At 45.2% G+C, this 17,001-nt stretch carries 17 protein-coding genes and 1 tRNA gene; 7 read left to right on the forward strand and 11 right to left on the reverse strand.

Annotated elements, in window-relative coordinates; translation table 11 throughout:
• Window positions 1-425: 425 nt before the first annotated feature.
• Window positions 426-770, forward strand: coding sequence for a hypothetical protein (locus CW735_RS19575; RefSeq protein WP_198521019.1), 345 nt, complete (start codon window positions 426-428; stop codon window positions 768-770).
• Between the two features lie 534 nt (window positions 771-1,304).
• Window positions 1,305-1,676 (forward strand): hypothetical protein, encoded by a 372-nt coding sequence (locus CW735_RS19580; protein WP_198521020.1) that lies wholly within the window; start codon window positions 1,305-1,307, stop codon window positions 1,674-1,676.
• A 34-nt stretch (window positions 1,677-1,710) separates the two neighbouring features.
• Here the strand turns inward: CW735_RS19580 and fusA are convergent, their stop codons facing one another.
• The 5 genes from fusA to CW735_RS12520 all read right to left on the reverse strand — a co-directional run bounded on the left by fusA (window position 1,711) and on the right by CW735_RS12520 (window position 7,305).
• Complete coding sequence (gene fusA, locus CW735_RS12500) at window positions 1,711-3,795, reverse strand: elongation factor G (RefSeq protein WP_071979286.1); 2,085 nt, start codon at window positions 3,793-3,795, stop codon at window positions 1,711-1,713.
• Between the two features lie 182 nt (window positions 3,796-3,977).
• Complete coding sequence (rlmM, locus tag CW735_RS12505) at window positions 3,978-5,075, reverse strand: 23S rRNA (cytidine(2498)-2'-O)-methyltransferase RlmM (protein ID WP_071981203.1); 1,098 nt, start codon at window positions 5,073-5,075, stop codon at window positions 3,978-3,980.
• Between the two features lie 7 nt (window positions 5,076-5,082).
• On the reverse strand, window positions 5,083-5,544 hold the full coding sequence (locus CW735_RS12510) for a DUF423 domain-containing protein (RefSeq protein ID WP_232230637.1): 462 nt from the start codon (window positions 5,542-5,544) through the stop codon (window positions 5,083-5,085).
• A gap of 98 nt (window positions 5,545-5,642) precedes the next feature.
• Entirely contained in the window at window positions 5,643-6,413 is a 771-nt protein-coding gene (locus CW735_RS12515; RefSeq protein ID WP_232368282.1) for an alpha/beta family hydrolase, read from the reverse strand.
• Complete coding sequence (locus CW735_RS12520) at window positions 6,406-7,305, reverse strand: transcriptional regulator GcvA (RefSeq protein WP_071979289.1); 900 nt, start codon at window positions 7,303-7,305, stop codon at window positions 6,406-6,408. Before CW735_RS12520 ends, CW735_RS12515 begins: the two co-directional genes overlap by 8 nt.
• Before the next feature lie 217 nt (window positions 7,306-7,522).
• Here CW735_RS12520 and CW735_RS12525 point away from each other — a divergent pair, with 217 nt between their 5' ends.
• Window positions 7,523-7,801, forward strand: coding sequence for a hypothetical protein (locus tag CW735_RS12525; protein ID WP_071979290.1), 279 nt, complete (start codon window positions 7,523-7,525; stop codon window positions 7,799-7,801).
• Window positions 7,802-8,042: 241 nt separating this feature from the next.
• On the opposite strand, the gene kdsA is transcribed toward CW735_RS12525, so the two are convergent.
• From kdsA to hemA, 6 genes are all read right to left on the reverse strand, one after another.
• Window positions 8,043-8,897 carry a 3-deoxy-8-phosphooctulonate synthase gene (gene kdsA / locus CW735_RS12530; RefSeq protein WP_071979291.1) on the reverse strand — a complete coding sequence of 285 codons (855 nt, stop codon included), beginning with the start codon at window positions 8,895-8,897 and terminating at the stop codon, window positions 8,043-8,045.
• A gap of 21 nt (window positions 8,898-8,918) precedes the next feature.
• Window positions 8,919-9,290 carry a SirB2 family protein gene (locus CW735_RS12535; protein WP_071979292.1) on the reverse strand — a complete coding sequence of 124 codons (372 nt, stop codon included), beginning with the start codon at window positions 9,288-9,290 and terminating at the stop codon, window positions 8,919-8,921.
• 14 nt (window positions 9,291-9,304) lie between these two features.
• Entirely contained in the window at window positions 9,305-10,873 is a 1,569-nt protein-coding gene (locus CW735_RS12540) for a DUF3369 domain-containing protein (protein WP_071979293.1), read from the reverse strand.
• A gap of 91 nt (window positions 10,874-10,964) precedes the next feature.
• Window positions 10,965-11,825, reverse strand: coding sequence for a peptide chain release factor N(5)-glutamine methyltransferase (gene prmC / locus CW735_RS12545; RefSeq protein WP_100972459.1), 861 nt, complete (start codon window positions 11,823-11,825; stop codon window positions 10,965-10,967).
• Window position 11,826: 1 nt separating this feature from the next.
• Window positions 11,827-12,912: a peptide chain release factor 1 gene (gene prfA, locus CW735_RS12550; protein ID WP_071979295.1), complete on the reverse strand. Its 1,086-nt coding sequence runs from the start codon at window positions 12,910-12,912 to the stop codon at window positions 11,827-11,829.
• Window positions 12,913-12,927: 15 nt separating this feature from the next.
• Entirely contained in the window at window positions 12,928-14,202 is a 1,275-nt protein-coding gene (gene hemA / locus CW735_RS12555) for a glutamyl-tRNA reductase (RefSeq protein ID WP_100972461.1), read from the reverse strand.
• Between the two features lie 131 nt (window positions 14,203-14,333).
• Between hemA and lolB the strand changes: the two genes are divergently transcribed.
• The 4 genes from lolB to CW735_RS12575 all read left to right on the forward strand — a co-directional run bounded on the left by lolB (window position 14,334) and on the right by CW735_RS12575 (window position 16,967).
• The gene (gene lolB, locus CW735_RS12560) at window positions 14,334-15,002 is read left to right on the forward strand and encodes a lipoprotein insertase outer membrane protein LolB (RefSeq protein ID WP_071979297.1); all 669 of its coding nucleotides are present in this window, start codon (window positions 14,334-14,336) and stop codon (window positions 15,000-15,002) included.
• Window positions 15,002-15,877, forward strand: coding sequence for a 4-(cytidine 5'-diphospho)-2-C-methyl-D-erythritol kinase (gene ispE / locus CW735_RS12565; RefSeq protein WP_442857491.1), 876 nt, complete (start codon window positions 15,002-15,004; stop codon window positions 15,875-15,877). Before lolB ends, ispE begins: the two co-directional genes overlap by 1 nt.
• Window positions 15,878-15,909: 32 nt before the next feature.
• A tRNA-Gln gene (locus CW735_RS12570) sits at window positions 15,910-15,985 on the forward strand.
• A gap of 34 nt (window positions 15,986-16,019) precedes the next feature.
• Window positions 16,020-16,967 (forward strand): ribose-phosphate pyrophosphokinase, encoded by a 948-nt coding sequence (locus tag CW735_RS12575; RefSeq protein ID WP_071979298.1) that lies wholly within the window; start codon window positions 16,020-16,022, stop codon window positions 16,965-16,967.
• Window positions 16,968-17,001: the final 34 nt, after the last annotated feature.

The following is a 17,001-nucleotide window of genomic DNA, read 5'->3' on the forward strand; positions in this document are numbered from 1 at the left end:
TCGTGCGCCCTATGGACATCGTTCATTTTCTAACATTGTGGTAACTTTCATTGCAGGGTTTGGCGTTCTAGCACTGAGGCAATCTACCAAATTTGACTACAATTACTTCCCATATACGGCCTGTCTCACCAGACATCACTATTCCTAGCGCACCGATTCGACTTGTCCCGCTGATCTGGCGGCTTGTGTATCAATGATAAAAAAACTCACAACTCATCAGAGTCTTAAAGTCTGCTTCCCCCCTTCGCAATCCATTTAAGCTTTTGGCTAAAATAGATCCTATCAAACACAATGCTGATAGTCGGCTTGGTTTTACCCTCCACACCATTACTGGCTTTCATCGGCCTAGCCTTACTCACTACTACGGGTTCTATCTGGTAACCACGTTATGCCACCTCACACTCGCAACATTCTTGGATCACTCCTTGAACGATACGTCCAACCATTTGATTGGATCTAATGCCAGGCTTCCCCAGTTACTGCACTGGCTCCCTGTTAGAAATTCCACCCTCAAACACAAAACAGGACTGACTGAGTATCGGGCTTCGCGCTATTTTGCACGCTTACCCTCCTGTCTTGCCGAATCAGGTTCACTTGCGTTGTGTACCTCTAACTTCCTATGGCTTGCTTCGGGCCGGCCCCCGGAGACCCTGCCGTTGGCCAACAACGCCCTTGCCATTCGGATTATCTTCCCCTCAGTCAGGGTGATTCAGGTTTCTTTCAACCTGACGGGTTTGCCAGCTTCGCTGGGCAAACATCGAGTAGGGTGAGGCTTGCGCCTCATCCCTCTCACAGAACCGTACGTACGGGCCTCGTATACGGCTCCTGCATACTTCATATCACTTGCTAAGTGACACAATGCTAATTTGCAATCTAGTATCGTGCGCCCTATGGACATCGTTCATTTTCTAACATTGTGGTAACTTTCATTGCAGGGTTTGGCGTTCTAGCACTGAGGCAATCTACCAAATTTGACTACAATTACTTCCCATATACGGCCTGTCTCACCAGACATCACTATTCCTAGCGCACCGATTCGACTTGTCCCGCTGATCTGGCGGCTTGTGTATCAATGATAAAAAAACTCACAACTCATCAGAGTCTTAAAGTCTGCTTCCCCCCTTCGCAATCCATTTAAGCTTTTGGCTAAAATAGATCCTATCAAACACAATGCTGATAGTCGGCTTGGTTTTACCCTCCACACCATTACTGGCTTTCATCGGCCTAGCCTTACTCACTACTACGGGTTCTATCTGGTAACCACGTTATGCCACCTCACACTCGCAACATTCTTGGATCACTCCTTGAACGATACGTCCAACCATTTGATTGGATCTAATGCCAGGCTTCCCCAGTTACTGCACTGGCTCCCTGTTAGAAATTCCACCCTCAAACACAAAACAGGACTGACTGAGTATCGGGCTTCGCGCTATTTTGCACGCTTACCCTCCTGTCTTGCCGAATCAGGTTCACTTGCGTTGTGTACCTCTAACTTCCTATGGCTTGCTTCGGGCCGGCCCCCGGAGACCCTGCCGTTGGCCAACAACGCCCTTGCCATTCGGATTATCTTCCCCTCAGTCAGGGTGATTCAGGTTTCTTTCAACCTGACGGGTTTGCCAGCTTCGCTGGGCAAACAAAAAAGCCAGTCTGTGAAGACTGGCTTTAAATACTATTAAAACCACCGCTAAAGCGGTGGAAGCAAGTTGCTAATTACTTAGCAGCTTTGCGTGCTTTCGCTTCTTCAATTACTTTGTCAGATACGTTCTGTGGACATGGTGCATAGTGGCTGAACTCCATAGAGAACTGACCACGACCTGATGTCATTGTACGTAGTGAACCGATGTAACCAAACATTTCTGAAAGCGGTACGTCGGCTTTAATGCGAACGCCTGTTAAACCTGCTTCTTGGTCACTTAGCATACCACGACGACGGTTAAGGTCACCGATTACGTCACCAACGTGATCTTCAGGAGTAAACACGTCAACTTTCATGATTGGCTCAAGAAGTTGTGCACCTGCTTTAGGAATAGACTGACGGAATGCGCCTTTCGCTGCAATTTCAAATGCGATTGCAGATGAATCTACTGCGTGGAAACCACCGTCGTAAAGTTCAACTTCAACGTCAAGTACTGGGAATCCAGCTAGAACACCCTCGTCCATCATTGACTTGAAGCCTTTCTCTACTGCAGGCCAGAATTCTTTTGGTACGTTACCACCAACAACTGTTGACTTGAACGTGAAGCCTGAACCTTGCTCACCAGGCTTGATGCGGTAGTCAATTTTACCAAATTGACCAGAACCACCTGATTGCTTCTTGTGCGTGTAGCTATCTTCAACTTGTTGCGTGATAGTTTCACGGTAAGCAACCTGAGGCTGACCAACGATAAGGTCAACACCGTAAGTACGCTTAAGAATGTCCACTTTGATGTCTAGGTGAAGTTCACCCATCCCTTTAAGGATAGTCTCACCAGAATCTTCGTCAGTTTCTACTTGGAACGACGGATCTTCAGCAACCATCTTACCGATAGCAATACCCATCTTCTCATTACCGCCTTTATCTTTAGGCTGTACAGCAATTGAGATTACTGGAGTTGGGAATACCATTGGCTCTAGCGTTACTTTGTCTTTCGGATCACAAAGTGTGTGACCAGTTTGAACGTTCTTCATACCCACGATTGCGATGATGTCACCGGCTTGAGCACTTTCTAATTCAATACGCTCATCAGCTTGCATCTCAACCATACGGCCAACACGCTCTGTTTTACCAGTAAACGAGTTAAGGATGGTGTCACCCTTCTTAAGTTTACCAGAGTATATACGTACGAATGTCAGGGCACCGAAACGGTCATCCATGATTTTAAACGCAAGCGCTTTAAACGTTTCATCAGGAGATACGATAGCGTGTTCGCCAGTTTCGTTACCTTCTTCGTCCATTAGAGGCTGTGGATCAACTTCTGTAGGCGCAGGTAAGTAATCAACAACGGCGTCTAGTACTAGCTGAACACCTTTGTTCTTAAATGCAGAACCACAGTATGTTGGGAAGAATGCAAGGTCGCGAGTACCTTTACGGATACAACGCTTGATGTCTTCAACAGAAGGTTCTTCACCTTCCATGTACGCTTCCATAAGGTCATCGTCTTGCTCTACAGCAGTTTCGATTAGTTGCTCGTAGTATTCTTCTACCAAGTCAACCATGTCTTCTGGAACGTCTTTAATTTCGTAGTTTTCAGGAAGACCTGTGTCATCCCAAACGTATGCTTGCTTGTTAAGTACGTCTACAACACCAACGAATTCGTCTTCAATACCGATAGGTAATGTCATAACAAGAGGTGTAGCGCCTAGCACTTTACGAACTTGCTCTTTTACGCGATAGAAATCAGCACCCATACGATCTAATTTGTTCACGAAAATGATACGTGCAACTTCTGATTCGTTAGCATAACGCCAGTTAGTTTCTGATTGTGGTTCAACACCACCAGAACCACAGAATACACCGATACCGCCATCAAGTACTTTTAGTGAACGGTAAACTTCAACGGTGAAGTCAACGTGTCCAGGAGTATCGATAACGTTGAAACGGTGGTCTTTCCAGAAACAGCTTACCGCTGCAGACTGGATGGTAATACCACGCTCAGCTTCTTGTTCCATGAAGTCGGTAGTAGATTCACCATCGTGAACCTCACCAGTTTTATGGATTTTACCGGTTAGCTTCAAAATACGTTCTGTTGTGGTAGTTTTACCCGCGTCTACGTGGGCGAAAATACCAATGTTTCTGTAATGAGATAAGTCTGACATTAGTTCACTTTCAATTGGTTCAGAGTAAAAAAACGGCTGGATTATAAGGATTTCTGTACCAAATTTACACCTTTTTTAGCACAAACCGATAAATCGACTGTACAAAACCAAGCCCCGATTAATTCTTTTCTATAAATATCAAAAACTTATTCATTTTTGACACTTTTTTTAAAATAACAAAATCACACCTCATGTTTTGAAGTGCGAATAATTGTTACTGTTACTTCATCTCTGTCGTGGTAGAGATGCCTCACCTTGACCGAAAACGCATCTTCCAATGCCTGTAATCGCGTCTTTAGCAGCGCTACAGCGTCTTCCACTGTTTCAAAGCGCCGTTTCATAGGGAGCTTTAGGTTAAAGATAGCATGCGTCGCCCAGTGTTTTACCAGCCAATCGCCCATTAACTTTGCTACCCTATCGGGTTGCTCTATCATATCACAGACTAATAAATCGACGCGACCAAATTGTGGTTTATATGTAAAGCCGTCGGCGGCGTGGTGTTCTACAAGACCTGTTTGCATGAGTGAGTCGGCTACCAATCCGTTATCAATGGCCTCTACATACATACCTCGTTTTACCAGCTGATAAGTCCAACCACCAGGGCAGGCGCCCAGGTCTACCGCTCTCCCGCCGCTGCGAAGCACTTTTGCTTGCTCTTGAGAGCTCAACATATTAACCAGAGCATCTTCTAGTTTTAAGGTTGAGCGACTTGGTGAGTCGCTGGGAAATTTAAGTCTGCATATTCCCAGATGGTCTTTGCTTGCATGAGTGGGTAACGAATAGCCAATGTGGCATGTCTCGAAGGACTCAAAGAAAATATGAATTTTTGCTTTGCCGGTATTTTCCTTTGCAGTAAGCCAACCTGCTTTGCGAAGAGCTTGGCGCATGGGCACAGTAAACTTTTTGCAAAACTTGGCTAATGTTTTCCCTTCTTCGGTATCAGGATATTCAATATCAATGGCTCCAAAGATAGACAAGGGTTTTTCAACATCTTTCAGACACTCAAGAATTTGGCCCACGCGATCTTCTTTTTCGATATTCGCTAAGGTCGCAAAAGCAGCAATTAATTGACGAGGAAAAATAGTATCCCTAACGGCGAACTCGGCAATGGCGTTACTGAGCTGCTGCGCATCATAGAGATGATATAACACGAACCCGCTATTTTTCTTTGAGACCGGATACCCATATATACTTACCTCGCCATAGCGCGTGGTTAGCTCGTTTGCAGCATCGTTTTCATACCCTGGGCGACAATAGGCTATTACACTAGTTTGACTCATTTTTGACTCATTTAAATTGACTTGCATTTTGTTGCTCAGAATCAGCGGTTTGCTCTGGCGATACTGTTTGCCCTAGGTTTTCCTGAGCATTTTTACTAGCTTTAGACCTTACTAAGGCAACAGTAAGTAGCGTCCAGCCAACGATGAAAAATGTGCCACCTAACGGCGTGATAGGTCCAAGCCATTTAATTCCTGTGATGGCAAGGGCATACAAGCTACCACTAAATAGTACGCAGCCTACTGTAAAACAAAAACCCACACGATTTGCCCATTTCGACACTATTACTGTGGACAGGGCTGGTAAACACAAGAGTGCTAGACCGTGATACATTTGATACCGAACGCCAATTTCGAATGTGGCTAATTGCTGTGCGGACAGCACAGCTTTGAGGCCATGCGCAGCAAATGCGCCTAATATCACGGCTAACCCAGCCGCAAGTGCTCCAATAACTAAATAGACTTTCGCAATACTTTTTGTATCTTCGCAGGTGCTCTCATTAACGGTGTCAGTCTGGCTCTTCGTTTCGTTTTTCGTGTGACTTTTCGTATAGCTTTTTGTATCGCTTTTCATAACAACCTCTCAGCAGATGAATTCTGAGCGTGCGACTTCTCATCCAAACCGGTCTCTTCTATAACGCTTTTTCGCTCATTCATTACTGCTTTTATAAATTCAGCTGTAGCTTCGGCCGCGGTTTGAATATGAGACTCTTGTGTGTATCCACTCGCTTTCCTGGGTTTAAAGCTATGTTCGCCGTCGGGCAGATACTTCACCTTTATCGACGAAGACAGTGAATATGTACTGATATCTGCTTGAGTGCCGAAGGTATCACGCTCTCCCTGCATAACAAGCAGCGGCTTGGTGAGTGTTTCTAAATGCGCTGTGCGCGTTTTTTCTGGTTTTCCAGGAGGGTGAAACGGATAGCCAAGAGCGATAGCGCCGTAGATACCAGCTAAATACTCACATTGCTCAACGGAAGGTTCATTGGATTGATGTTGCTGAGATGCAGTTGCTTCGCTCAACAACATGGTTGCCATACGCCCGCCCATTGACTTACCGCCAATGAACGAAGGCAGCAGAGGCTCTTTTGCGTTAACGTCGCAAATTACGTCTGTGAAATGCTGAAGCAATTTATCTGCTTTGTCTGGCGGACGGCGCTTTCCGGTAGCTTTTATCGTTTGCATATAAGCAAAGTTAAACAGTACAACATCAATACCAAGGTTTGTGAGATGCAGCGACATCGCCTGCATAAACTCATGCTCCTTACCGGCTCCTGCCCCATGGGCTAAAAACAGGCGTGCAAAAGGCGAAGCTGCTCTTTTTATTTCAATATCAAACATTGTCTTGCTCTTCTTCAACTAACGCGAGGATCCACTCTCTAAAAGCGGCAATTTTGCCCAATTCAGCCTGAGATTCCTCACACACCAGATAGAACGCATCTTTACTTTCCACCCGCTCTTCAAAGGGCATGACTAACCGCCCGGCTTCAATTTCTGGTCGCGCCAAAATAGTGTTACCTAACGCTATCCCTTGGCCAAGGGCTGCCGCTTGCAGCACTAGCATAGAGTGGCTAAATACGGGACCTTGATTAACATTTACGCCTAATACATCGACATGTTTCAGCCAATTTTTCCACGCGGCTCTGCTCATATCGTGAAGCAGAACATGATGGCGCAGATCTGATAACGTAGATAATGGCTTAGGCCCTTGAAATAACATGGGCGAGCATAAGGGTGTTAAAAACTCTCTGTGTAGCTGATCGGCTTGTAAGCCTGTCCAACGCCCCTTGCCGTAGTAAATGGCTACATCGACATCGTCAGCTAAAAATCCTTCATCAAAATCTACTGCTTTAATACGAACATCAATATCTGGGTGGGCAATGCTGAACTTATTGATGCGGGGTACCAGCCACTGACTGGCGAAGCTTGGCGGCATGGCTACCGTTATAGCGCCTTTGCTACCTTTTGCTAACAAACGCTCGGTGGCATCTTGCAGGTGCTTAAAAATTTCTTTTAGTTCAAGAAAATAAGCCTGCCCTTCTTCGGTGAGCAGCAGGGTACGATTGCGCCTGAGAAATAATTTCATTGATAAGTATTCTTCAAGTGCTTTTATTTGGTGACTAACCGCTGCTTGGGTCACAAAAAGCTCTTCCGCCGCCTTAGTAAAGCTAAGGTGTCGAGCTGCTGCCTCAAAGGCTTTTAGCGCATTTAGCGGGGGTAAACGTCGATGCATAGCGTTTTCTTAATCCAATGTGACCTGATCATGACAATAGCATTAGATTTACTAATGGTAAGCCATACTTTTACTCGTTTTCACTTTACGCTCAAACTGTCTACAATTCACCCGAAATTAAAAAAGAACTATTAATTTCAGTATTTTATGATGCTTAATTGTTAACCGCATTAACAATTAAACACATTTTATTTAATTATTTTTATTAGGTGTGAAAATGAAAAAATTACTTGTTGCTAGTGTATCAGTTATGGCGTTCGTAAGCGCCGCTGCAAATGCTAACGTACAACCAGAAAAGATCAATCTTGCGTCGCTGATCAATACCGCTATGACGAATGTAAAAATGGCTGAAGTATTACCGGCTAACGATGCACACATTGTTGTTAAGAAACAGTCAACGGCAATATTGACTGAAGAGACTCAAATCTCGCTACACAAAAACTTGTTAGCAAAGACCCAACGTGAAGAGAGCCTGGTAGAAAAAGCGGGCGAATAATTCCTCATCACACCTGATCCGCATGCCGGTGTCTAACACCGGCATACGCCATCAGCACTCACTTTTTAGCTATTCTCGCTGTAGACAACGAGTAACCACGGCGCTGAATATCAATTGTTTACAAATCACCCGGTTAAATGCCGTCTCGCTAAGTTTCATCTCGCTAAGTTTAATCTCGCTAAGTGCAATCTTGCTACAAGACATCTTGTTGGCTGCTAGCTATAACAAAGGTAGATTTTTACTAGGTATTACTGGTATCAAGCTCTGCGAACCCTTTCACTAAATCATCTAAGGCTTTCATTTGCGCTAAGTAAGGCTCCAGTTTTGACAGCGGTAATGCGCAAGGTCCATCACATTTCGCCTCATCAGGGTTTGGATGTGCTTCAATGAACAATCCTCCTAAACCTAACGCCATCCCACTTCTTGCCAATTGAGCAGCCTGTGCTCGACGACCGTCTGCAGACGTTGCACGACCGCCAGGCATTTGCAGCGCATGAGTAGCGTCGAAAATTACCGGTGCGTAGGCTTTCATCGCGTCCATGCCCAACATATCAACCACCAGGTTGTTGTAGCCAAAGCTGCTTCCTCGCTCACAAAGGATAACCTTATCGTTACCGGCCTCGTTAAGTTTACCAATGATATGACGCATCTCATGAGGCGCTAAAAACTGCGGCTTTTTCACGTTAATCACATTTCCCGTTTTCGCCATTGCTACAACAAGGTCAGTTTGACGGGCTAAAAATGCGGGAAGCTGAATAACATCGACTACCTCAGCAACGGGTGCTGCCTGATGCGGCTCGTGAACATCGGTGATGAGGGGAACGTTAAAAGTAGATTTTATTTCTTCAAATATACGCAGACCTTCTTCCATGCCAGGCCCTCGATAAGAAGTCACAGAAGAGCGATTGGCTTTATCGAAGGACGCTTTGAACACGTAAGGGATATTCAGTTTTTGCGTCACCTCAGCATAGTGCTCGGCTATTTGCATTGCCAAGTCTCTCGACTCCAACACGTTCATGCCACCAAAGAGAACAAACGGTAGATGGTTAGCCACTTCTACATTGCCAACACTTATCACTTGCTTAGATACAGACATTTTTACTTCCAATATTAATTTCTAGAAAAGCGGTTGCTTTGTCACGGCTACCATGGCAGTTGCCATGAGGACGGCTAATGCAGCAACGAAGAAACCCCAGCGACTCGCAGCCGTCTTCGCTTTTTTCAGTGCAAACAACCCAAATACGATATACAAAATAACACCGAATAACTTGAAGGTGAGCCAAGCGTTAACAAAGGGGTATTGCGACAAAATAACGCATAGCCAAAGCGCACTTCCCAACAGTATGGTGTCGATAATATGAGGTAATATTTTTATCCATTTTTTTGCTAATACTGTGGCATCGAATTGTGCCCACACAAAACGAAAGATAAAGAAAAGAATACTTAGCACAACTGCCGTTAAATGAAGATGTTTTGCCATCATGTACATAATTTGCGTTCCTATTATTGATTTTTGTTGGGGTACTGCGCTTGTATCTCTAAAAACGCGGGTAAATGTTTAAGTAATCGAGACACCAGTTTAGGATCAAAATGGCGTCCGCTTTCCTCTTCTAGCGTGTTTACAACCTTTTCCACGCTCCATGCTGGCTTATAAGGACGCTCGTTAAGTAAGGCATCGAAAACATCTAGCAGTGTCGCAATACGACTTTTTTGATCTATCTCCTCGCCTTTTAAGCCTTCTGGGTATCCGTCGCCGTCCCATCGCTCATGGTGCTGGCGCGCAAGGGTAGCAGCTAGCTGAATAGTAGGTCGAGAAGAGTCTTTTAATATTTGGTAGCCAAACTCCGCGTGCTGACGAATCGCAAAAATCTCATCGTCGGATAACGGCGTACTTTTGTGCAATATAGATTTAGGTACCTGAGATGTTCCTATGTCATGTAAGGATATGGCTAATTTGAAAGTATCAATTTCTTGCTCAGGCAGCGCTAATTTTTGTGCCATTAAACCTGCCATTTCTGCCATTCGCTTAATGTGGTTTGAATCACCAGATTCGTGCTCTAGAGCGTGACCGAGGCGCTCAATAATTTCTCGTTGCGTGCCCTCCAAATCTAGTGTCTTTAACACGTTGTCGAAGGCGAGTTGAACGCTGTTTGAAAATCGCTTCACTAGGTGTTTATCGTTTTCACACAAACGGCGAGGCAAACCAGAAAGATACAAAAGCGCGCCTTTGTGCGACTTACTATTGCAATAGGCAACCACATGGTCGTCGGCATACACAATTTGCTTTTCTTTCATCGCTTGTTCGCAAAGGGCGTACTCTTCATCTGTGATTGCACTTTTAAGTGGTAGCCCCTCTTTCGAGGAATACTCTCCGTTACCTGCAAACACATAAAGCTCGTCTTCATCAATTTTGCCATTATCCACATCAAGTGTACGCGATGTGGTTGCCACAGCTGTAGTGATGTAGGCCGCATCCTTAGAACAACCCAATATAGACGCGAGCTGCTGAATAATGCCCTGCATAAATTTTTCTAACGAATGAGATGAAAAGAGATCTACCGATGCATCAATGATCTTTTCTAAACCGGCTCTGTTTTCTTCAATTACAATGATGTCGCGATATGAACGTAACGCAGCAATCATAACGGTAAAAAGCTTTTGCGCTGTTAGCTCGGTCTTAGATTTATAATCGTTGATATCGTAGTTTATAATGACGTCTTTTTCGGGGGCCTGGCCGGGCTGACCTGTGCGCAGAATAATGCGGGTAAAATGATTGTCTAATTCGTTTCTGATGTAATTCGCAACCTGAAGACCAGCGTCGTCGGTTTCCATCACTACATCGAGTAACACAACAGCGATATCGCTATGCTTTCTAAACATAGCCTTTGCTTCTTCGCCGCTGTAAGCGCTTATAAATTCGAGTGATTTACCATTAAGAATAAAGTCATTCAATGCAAGCCGAGTTACTGTGTGAACTTCGGGCTCGTCGTCGACAATAAGTATCTTCCAGCTACCAAGATTCTCACCGCTACTATCGTCGTCATCCTCAGCAAAAAGAAAGTCGTCACTCATTGGGTAAATGTCCTTTTTATTTTTTAACCAAGATACTAATGCATATCACAATATTAGCAAGTGCCCTGACAGCATGGCGGATAACGCGGTGCTAGATTGGAAGAAAACCCAAGGTCACTCGGTCGTTTCCACCGTAATCTTTGACTGTTTCAACATCAGTAAAGCCAGCTTTAAGTAGTAGCGTTCTCACCAACTCTCCCTGATTAAAGCCGTGCTCAAAAGCAATAAGACCACCGGCGGCGAGGTATGACTGCGATTTGTTAATAATATGCCTGATGTCACGCAAGCCATCTTTTCCAGATATAAGCGCTGTTTTAGGCTCAAATTGAACGTCACCTTGTTTTAGGTAAGTGCTGGAGTCTTCAATATATGGCGGGTTAGACACGATTACATCAAACTGCATATTATTGAGTGCAGCAAACCAATCGCTCTGAATAAATGTGGCGTTGCTTATGCGGTTGACTGACGCGTTGTGTGTGGCAAGTTCAACGGCCTCCTGCTTGAAATCAATACCGGTTACAGAGGCTTGCGGAAGTTCCGTGGCTAGCGCTAACGCAATGGCCCCCGTTCCCGTGCCCAAGTCACAAATGGAGAAGCAAGCGTCATTATCTTCATTACCTTTATTACTATGAGGCAACCGATTAAGCACTTGCTCAACCAACACCTCGGTATCAGGACGTGGTATGAGTGTATGAGGCGAAGTAGCAAGCGTTAACGTCCAGAAATCTCGTTTTCCCGTTATATAGGCTACCGGCTCACCAAGACGTCTTCGCTCTATCGCCTGTTTAAATCTCTCTAAAGCTTGTGTTTCGAGGGTTTTATCTGGCCAAGTAAACAGGTAGGTGGCATCTTTGCCAATAACATTGGCTAACAGCACTTTAGCGTCAACCGAGGGTGACTCACCACCCTCTAGCTCTTTTGCTGCCCATACAAGGGCATCATCGATGCGCATACTATTCGTCAGACAAAGACGCGAGTAAGTCGGCTTGATGCTCCTGCAAAATAGGGTTAATTAGCTGATTTAAATCACCTGCAACCACTTCATCTAAGCGGTAAATCGTCAAGTTGATACGGTGATCGGTAACTCGCCCCTGCGGGAAGTTGTACGTTCTTATGCGCTCAGAGCGATCGCCGCTCCCTACCAAGCTCTTACGAGTAGACGCTTCTTCTGCTGCGCGTTTCTCTTCTTCTATCTGATTTAAACGCGCTTGCAGCACAGACATAGCTTTAGCACGATTTTTATGCTGAGAACGCTCGTCCTGACACTCTACCACCAGGCCGGTAGGCAAGTGCGTAATACGAATAGCAGAGTCGGTTTTGTTGACGTGCTGACCACCAGCACCCGAGGCTCTAAACGTATCTATGCGTAGGTCGGCAGGGTTAATCTCAATCGCTTCAGACTCTGGAATTTCAGGTAAAATGGCTACCGTACACGCGGAGGTATGAATACGGCCCTGAGATTCTGTTTCTGGCACACGCTGTACGCGATGACCGCCAGATTCGAATTTAAGGTTTCCATACACACCGTCACCGCTAATGTTTGCAACCACTTCTTTATAGCCGCCGTGTTCGCCTTCATTGGCGTTTATCACTTCTACACGCCAGCCTTTATTTTCGGCATATCGGCTGTACATGCGGAACAAATCGCCAGCAAAAATAGCCGCCTCATCGCCACCTGCGCCAGCACGAACTTCCAAAAAGCAGTTATTATCATCGTTCGGATCTTTAGGAAGAAGTAATAACTGAAGGTCTGTTTCAAGACGTTCTATTTCAGATTTGGCCTCTTTATACTCTTCTTGGGCCATCTCGCGCATTTCGGCGTCGTCTTCATTCATCATTTCTTGCGCTGATGAAAGGTTTTCTTGCGCTTGCTGATAAGCATTAAAGCCATCGACAACGCCTTCAAGTTGACTGAATTCTTTTGATAAATTGCGAAATTTATCCTGATTGCCGATAACGTCAGGATCGCCAAGTAAAGCCTGAACCTCTTCGAAACGCTCAACAAGATGTTCGAGTTTTCTAACTACCGACTCTTTCATATTCTTTTTATTACCTTATTTATTTTCATCTGATGGATCATCAGATAAATCTAATGCCTGTCCCATCCAGCGACTCAATGCTGGGTCGTCGTGTCTTGCCGCTTCGCGAAGCGCAAGCGTGGTGGGATGTAACAGCGCATTGGTTAGCTTGTACGCCATTTCCTCGATAACAAGGTCTGCGCTTTTGCCTTCTTCTAGCTGGGCTTTTGCTTTTTCCACTATATCATCGCGGTGAAGCATGCCCTTCTGTCTGTATTGCTTGACCAAATCTATTGACTGCTGAGATTGCTTCCAACTCATGTAATGGCTAGCCTGCTCGTCAATCAACTTTTGCGCCTCTAACGCCGCTTGCTCTCTGTTCTCTAAGTTCTTTTGAACAATGTGCTGTAGGTCATCAACAGTGTACAAGTACGCATCGCCTAGCTCGTTAACTTCCGACTCGATATCACGGGGAACGGCTAGGTCGACCAAAAACATAGGCGTATTTTTACGCTGCTTTAGTGCTTTTTCTACCATGCCTTTACCGATTAATGGTAACTGGCTGGCTGTAGAGCTAATAACGATATCAAATTCGTGCAGGTGTTCTGGAACTTGAGACAGTGTGTACACACTTGCATCGAGTTTTTCGGCAAGTGCTTCTGCCCTTGCTACCGTGCGGTTTGCTACAGCAAGGCGTTTAACGCCCTGCTCTTTTAAATGCTGTGCCACTAACTCTATAGTCTCGCCAGCACCAACCAACAACACAGAGCGTTTGGGTAGCTCAGCAAAAATATGTTTTGCCAGCTGCACGGCAGCGTAAGCTACGCTTACCGCGTTAGCGCCAATATCGGTTTCGCTGCGAACGCGTTTTGCTACTGAAAAAGTGTGCTGGAACAGTTTGTCGAATTCGCTGCTTATCATGCCAGAATGTTTGGCATCACCAAACGCCTGTTTTACCTGACCCAATATTTGCGGCTCGCCAAGAATTAACGAGTCTAAACCACTGGCTACGCGCATTATATGCTTAACCGCGTCATCCTGCGCAAGAAGATAACTATTTTTCGCAATCTCTTGCTCATCAAGATGGTGGAAGTCGCTTAACCACCGCAGAATTTTTTCTCCGGTGTCATCTTGCGTATTAACATAGAGTTCGGTTCGATTGCAGGTAGAGACGATCACTGACTCGTTTACACCCTCAACACTTTTCAAACTCGCAAGCGCAGCCACCAGAGAATCTGGTGTAAAAGCCACTTTTTCGCGAAGCGCTACGGGGGCTGTCTTGTGGTTAATGCCAAGGGCAAGTAAAGTCATTCAAATCTGTGCTGGCAACGTCGGACGCGCATTGTACGAAAAAGCCAAAATGATTGAAAGTATTCGTGAAACTGTGTTCACATAATATGTGCGATGTTTTCGCCCAACCCATCAAGGAAATTATTTACATTATGCTGCGTGTCATTACCGTAATTCTTCTCACCGGAGTATTTTTAAGTGCTTGTAGCACCGCACCAAAAGGCCCACAGCACGCAGTAAACCTCACCGCACAGCTTGAAAAGGTAGCCGAAATTCAGCGCTGGCAAATGCGCGGCAAAATTGCATTTAAGCAAGGAAACGAAGCGGTAAGTCTAAATCTAGTCTGGAAAAACGATTCAGGCGATTTTGATTTTAGATTAAGTAATTTTCTCGGCGTAAGCATGGTTGACTTAAATGTAACCAGTGAACAATCTACATTAGTGGTGGATGGTGAAACTTATTACGATGCAGAACCAGAATCGCTAATTTACAACACCACTGGCATTATCATCCCTGTGGCACCGCTGCTCTCATGGGTAAAAGGACTTCCTCTTAAAGACGATACTTTTACGTTAACCGATAAAGGCCTTGTTGATACTTTACAAAGCGGATGTAATGGCTGCAGCAATTGGACAGTACGCTACGGCCAATACGGTAAAGTAGACAGCAGTGTATGGCTACCCCACAGCATTACGCTAACTCAATTGCCGATGCAGCAGGCGTTCGCACAAGAACAGAACTCTTCAAACACACAACCTGATGCATCACTGACGCCGCAAACTCAATTAAAAATAAAAATATATAAATGGACAACTTTGTAATGAGTGCATCTATGCCAAACGCTAACTCACTAAAAAAAGACTGGTGGCCATCCCCCGCCAAGCTCAACGTATTTCTGCATATACTTGGTCGCTTAGATAATGGATACCATCAGCTTCAAAGCCTTTTTCAGATGTTAGATTACGGCGACGAGCTGGCTTTCGACATTACTAATGATGGAAAAATAACCATGGCTAGCCCACTTGAGGGCGTCAGGGATGAAGATAACCTTATTGTAAAAGCGGCCAAACTACTGGCAAAGGAAGCAAATTCGCCGTTAGGTGTCACAATATCCCTCAATAAGCGCTTACCTATGGGAGGCGGTATCGGCGGGGGTTCGTCGAACGCAGCCACAACATTAGTGGCGCTTAATTTACTGTGGAAAACAGGGCTTAGTGAAGATCAACTGGCTGACCTTGGTTTAGCACTTGGCGCAGACGTGCCCATTTTTGTTCGGGGCAAAACCGCTTTTGCAGGAGGCGTAGGGGAAAATATCACACCAGCCGAGCAGCAAGAAAAGTGGTATTTAGTTGCAAACCCTGGTGTACACGTAAGCACAGCAGAAGTATTTCAAGCCAAAGATTTACCTAGAAACACACCCCCTATTCAGTGGAAAGACTACATATTTGAAGAAACACGCAATGATTGTCAGCAATTAGTCGCTAATTGCCATCCCGAAGTTGCAAAATTATTACAGTGGTTGTTACACTACGCACCGTCGAGAATGACGGGCACAGGTGCATGCGTATTTGCCATTTTTTCCGACAAAGCTTCAGCAGAACATGTATTAGCATTATTGCCAAATGCGTGGCAGGGTTTTGTTGCAAAAGGTGTAAATAGCTCACCACTATTAAACAAAAAAGAACAATATAAATAGCGTGAACGCCACATCGGACAGAACTTAAAAATTGGGGTATAGCCAAGTTGGTAAGGCAGCGGGTTTTGATCCCGCTATGCGTAGGTTCGAGTCCTGCTACCCCAGCCAAATCTCTTTTATCAACGCACTGAGGAAATCACTTGTGCCAGATATGAAGCTCTTTGCAGGTAATGCCGTACCAGAACTTGCCCAGAAAGTCGCCGACCGTCTCTACACCAAACTTGGAAATGCCAAAGTAGGCCGTTTCAGTGACGGTGAGATAAGCGTAGAAATTCATGAAAACGTCCGTGGTTCGGACGTTTTTATTATCCAGTCTACGTGTGCCCCTACCAACGATAACCTAATGGAACTGATTGTGATGATCGACGCATTGCGCCGCGCATCGGCAGGTCGTATTACTGCGGTCATTCCTTACTTCGGTTACGCTCGTCAAGACCGTCGAGTTCGTTCAGCAAGAGTACCTATCACTGCAAAAGTTGTGGCAGATTTCTTGTCAAACGTGGGAGTAGATCGTGTTCTTACGATTGACCTTCACGCTGAGCAAATTCAAGGTTTCTTTGATGTACCGGTTGATAATGCGTTCGGTACACCAATTCTGCTTGCAGATATGGTAAGACGAGACTTTGCCGATCCTGTTGTCGTATCACCCGACATTGGCGGTGTGGTAAGAGCCCGTGCAACAGCGAAACTGCTTAACGATACCGACTTAGCCATTATTGACAAACGTCGCCCTAAAGCGAACGTAGCGCAAGTAATGAACATTATTGGTGATGTTAAAGACCGCGACTGTATTATTGTGGACGACATGATTGATACTGGCGGTACGCTTGCAAAAGCAGCAGAGGCGTTAAAAGCACACGGTGCAAGAAAAGTTTACGCCTATGCCACGCACGCCATCTTCTCAGGAAACGCAGTAACAAACTTACGCGATTCTGTTATCGATGAAATTGTAGTGACAGACTCTATCCCACTAAGCCCAGAAATGCGCAAAATGGGGAAAGTCAAACAGCTTACGTTGTCTGAAATGCTTGCGGAAACCATTCGCCGTATCAGTAACGAAGAGTCTATCTCAGCGATGTTTGAATATTAAAATCGGATATCCGTAAAAGATACTGGTTTGAGAT

The sequence above is a fragment of the Alteromonas sp. MB-3u-76 genome, assembly GCF_002831605.1.
GTDB lineage: Bacteria > Pseudomonadota > Gammaproteobacteria > Enterobacterales > Alteromonadaceae > Alteromonas > Alteromonas hispanica.

Bases quoted from the DNA above. Each gene is read 5' to 3' on its own strand.
- fusA (WP_071979286.1), bottom strand. From the start codon at position 3,795: ATGTCAGACTTATCTCATTACAGAAACATTGGTATTTTCGCCCACGTA.
- rlmM (WP_071981203.1), bottom strand. From the start codon at position 5,075: ATGAGTCAAACTAGTGTAATAGCCTATTGTCGCCCAGGGTATGAAAAC.
- CW735_RS12515 (WP_232368282.1), bottom strand. From the start codon at position 6,413: ATGTTTGATATTGAAATAAAAAGAGCAGCTTCGCCTTTTGCACGCCTG.
- CW735_RS12520 (WP_071979289.1), bottom strand. From the start codon at position 7,305: ATGCATCGACGTTTACCCCCGCTAAATGCGCTAAAAGCCTTTGAGGCA.
- CW735_RS12525 (WP_071979290.1), top strand. From the start codon at position 7,523: ATGAAAAAATTACTTGTTGCTAGTGTATCAGTTATGGCGTTCGTAAGC.
- kdsA (WP_071979291.1), bottom strand. From the start codon at position 8,897: ATGTCTGTATCTAAGCAAGTGATAAGTGTTGGCAATGTAGAAGTGGCT.
- CW735_RS12535 (WP_071979292.1), bottom strand. From the start codon at position 9,290: ATGTACATGATGGCAAAACATCTTCATTTAACGGCAGTTGTGCTAAGT.
- CW735_RS12540 (WP_071979293.1), bottom strand. From the start codon at position 10,873: ATGAGTGACGACTTTCTTTTTGCTGAGGATGACGACGATAGTAGCGGT.
- prmC (WP_100972459.1), bottom strand. From the start codon at position 11,825: ATGCGCATCGATGATGCCCTTGTATGGGCAGCAAAAGAGCTAGAGGGT.
- prfA (WP_071979295.1), bottom strand. From the start codon at position 12,912: ATGAAAGAGTCGGTAGTTAGAAAACTCGAACATCTTGTTGAGCGTTTC.
- hemA (WP_100972461.1), bottom strand. From the start codon at position 14,202: ATGACTTTACTTGCCCTTGGCATTAACCACAAGACAGCCCCCGTAGCG.
- lolB (WP_071979297.1), top strand. From the start codon at position 14,334: ATGCTGCGTGTCATTACCGTAATTCTTCTCACCGGAGTATTTTTAAGT.
- ispE (WP_442857491.1), top strand. From the start codon at position 15,002: ATGAGTGCATCTATGCCAAACGCTAACTCACTAAAAAAAGACTGGTGG.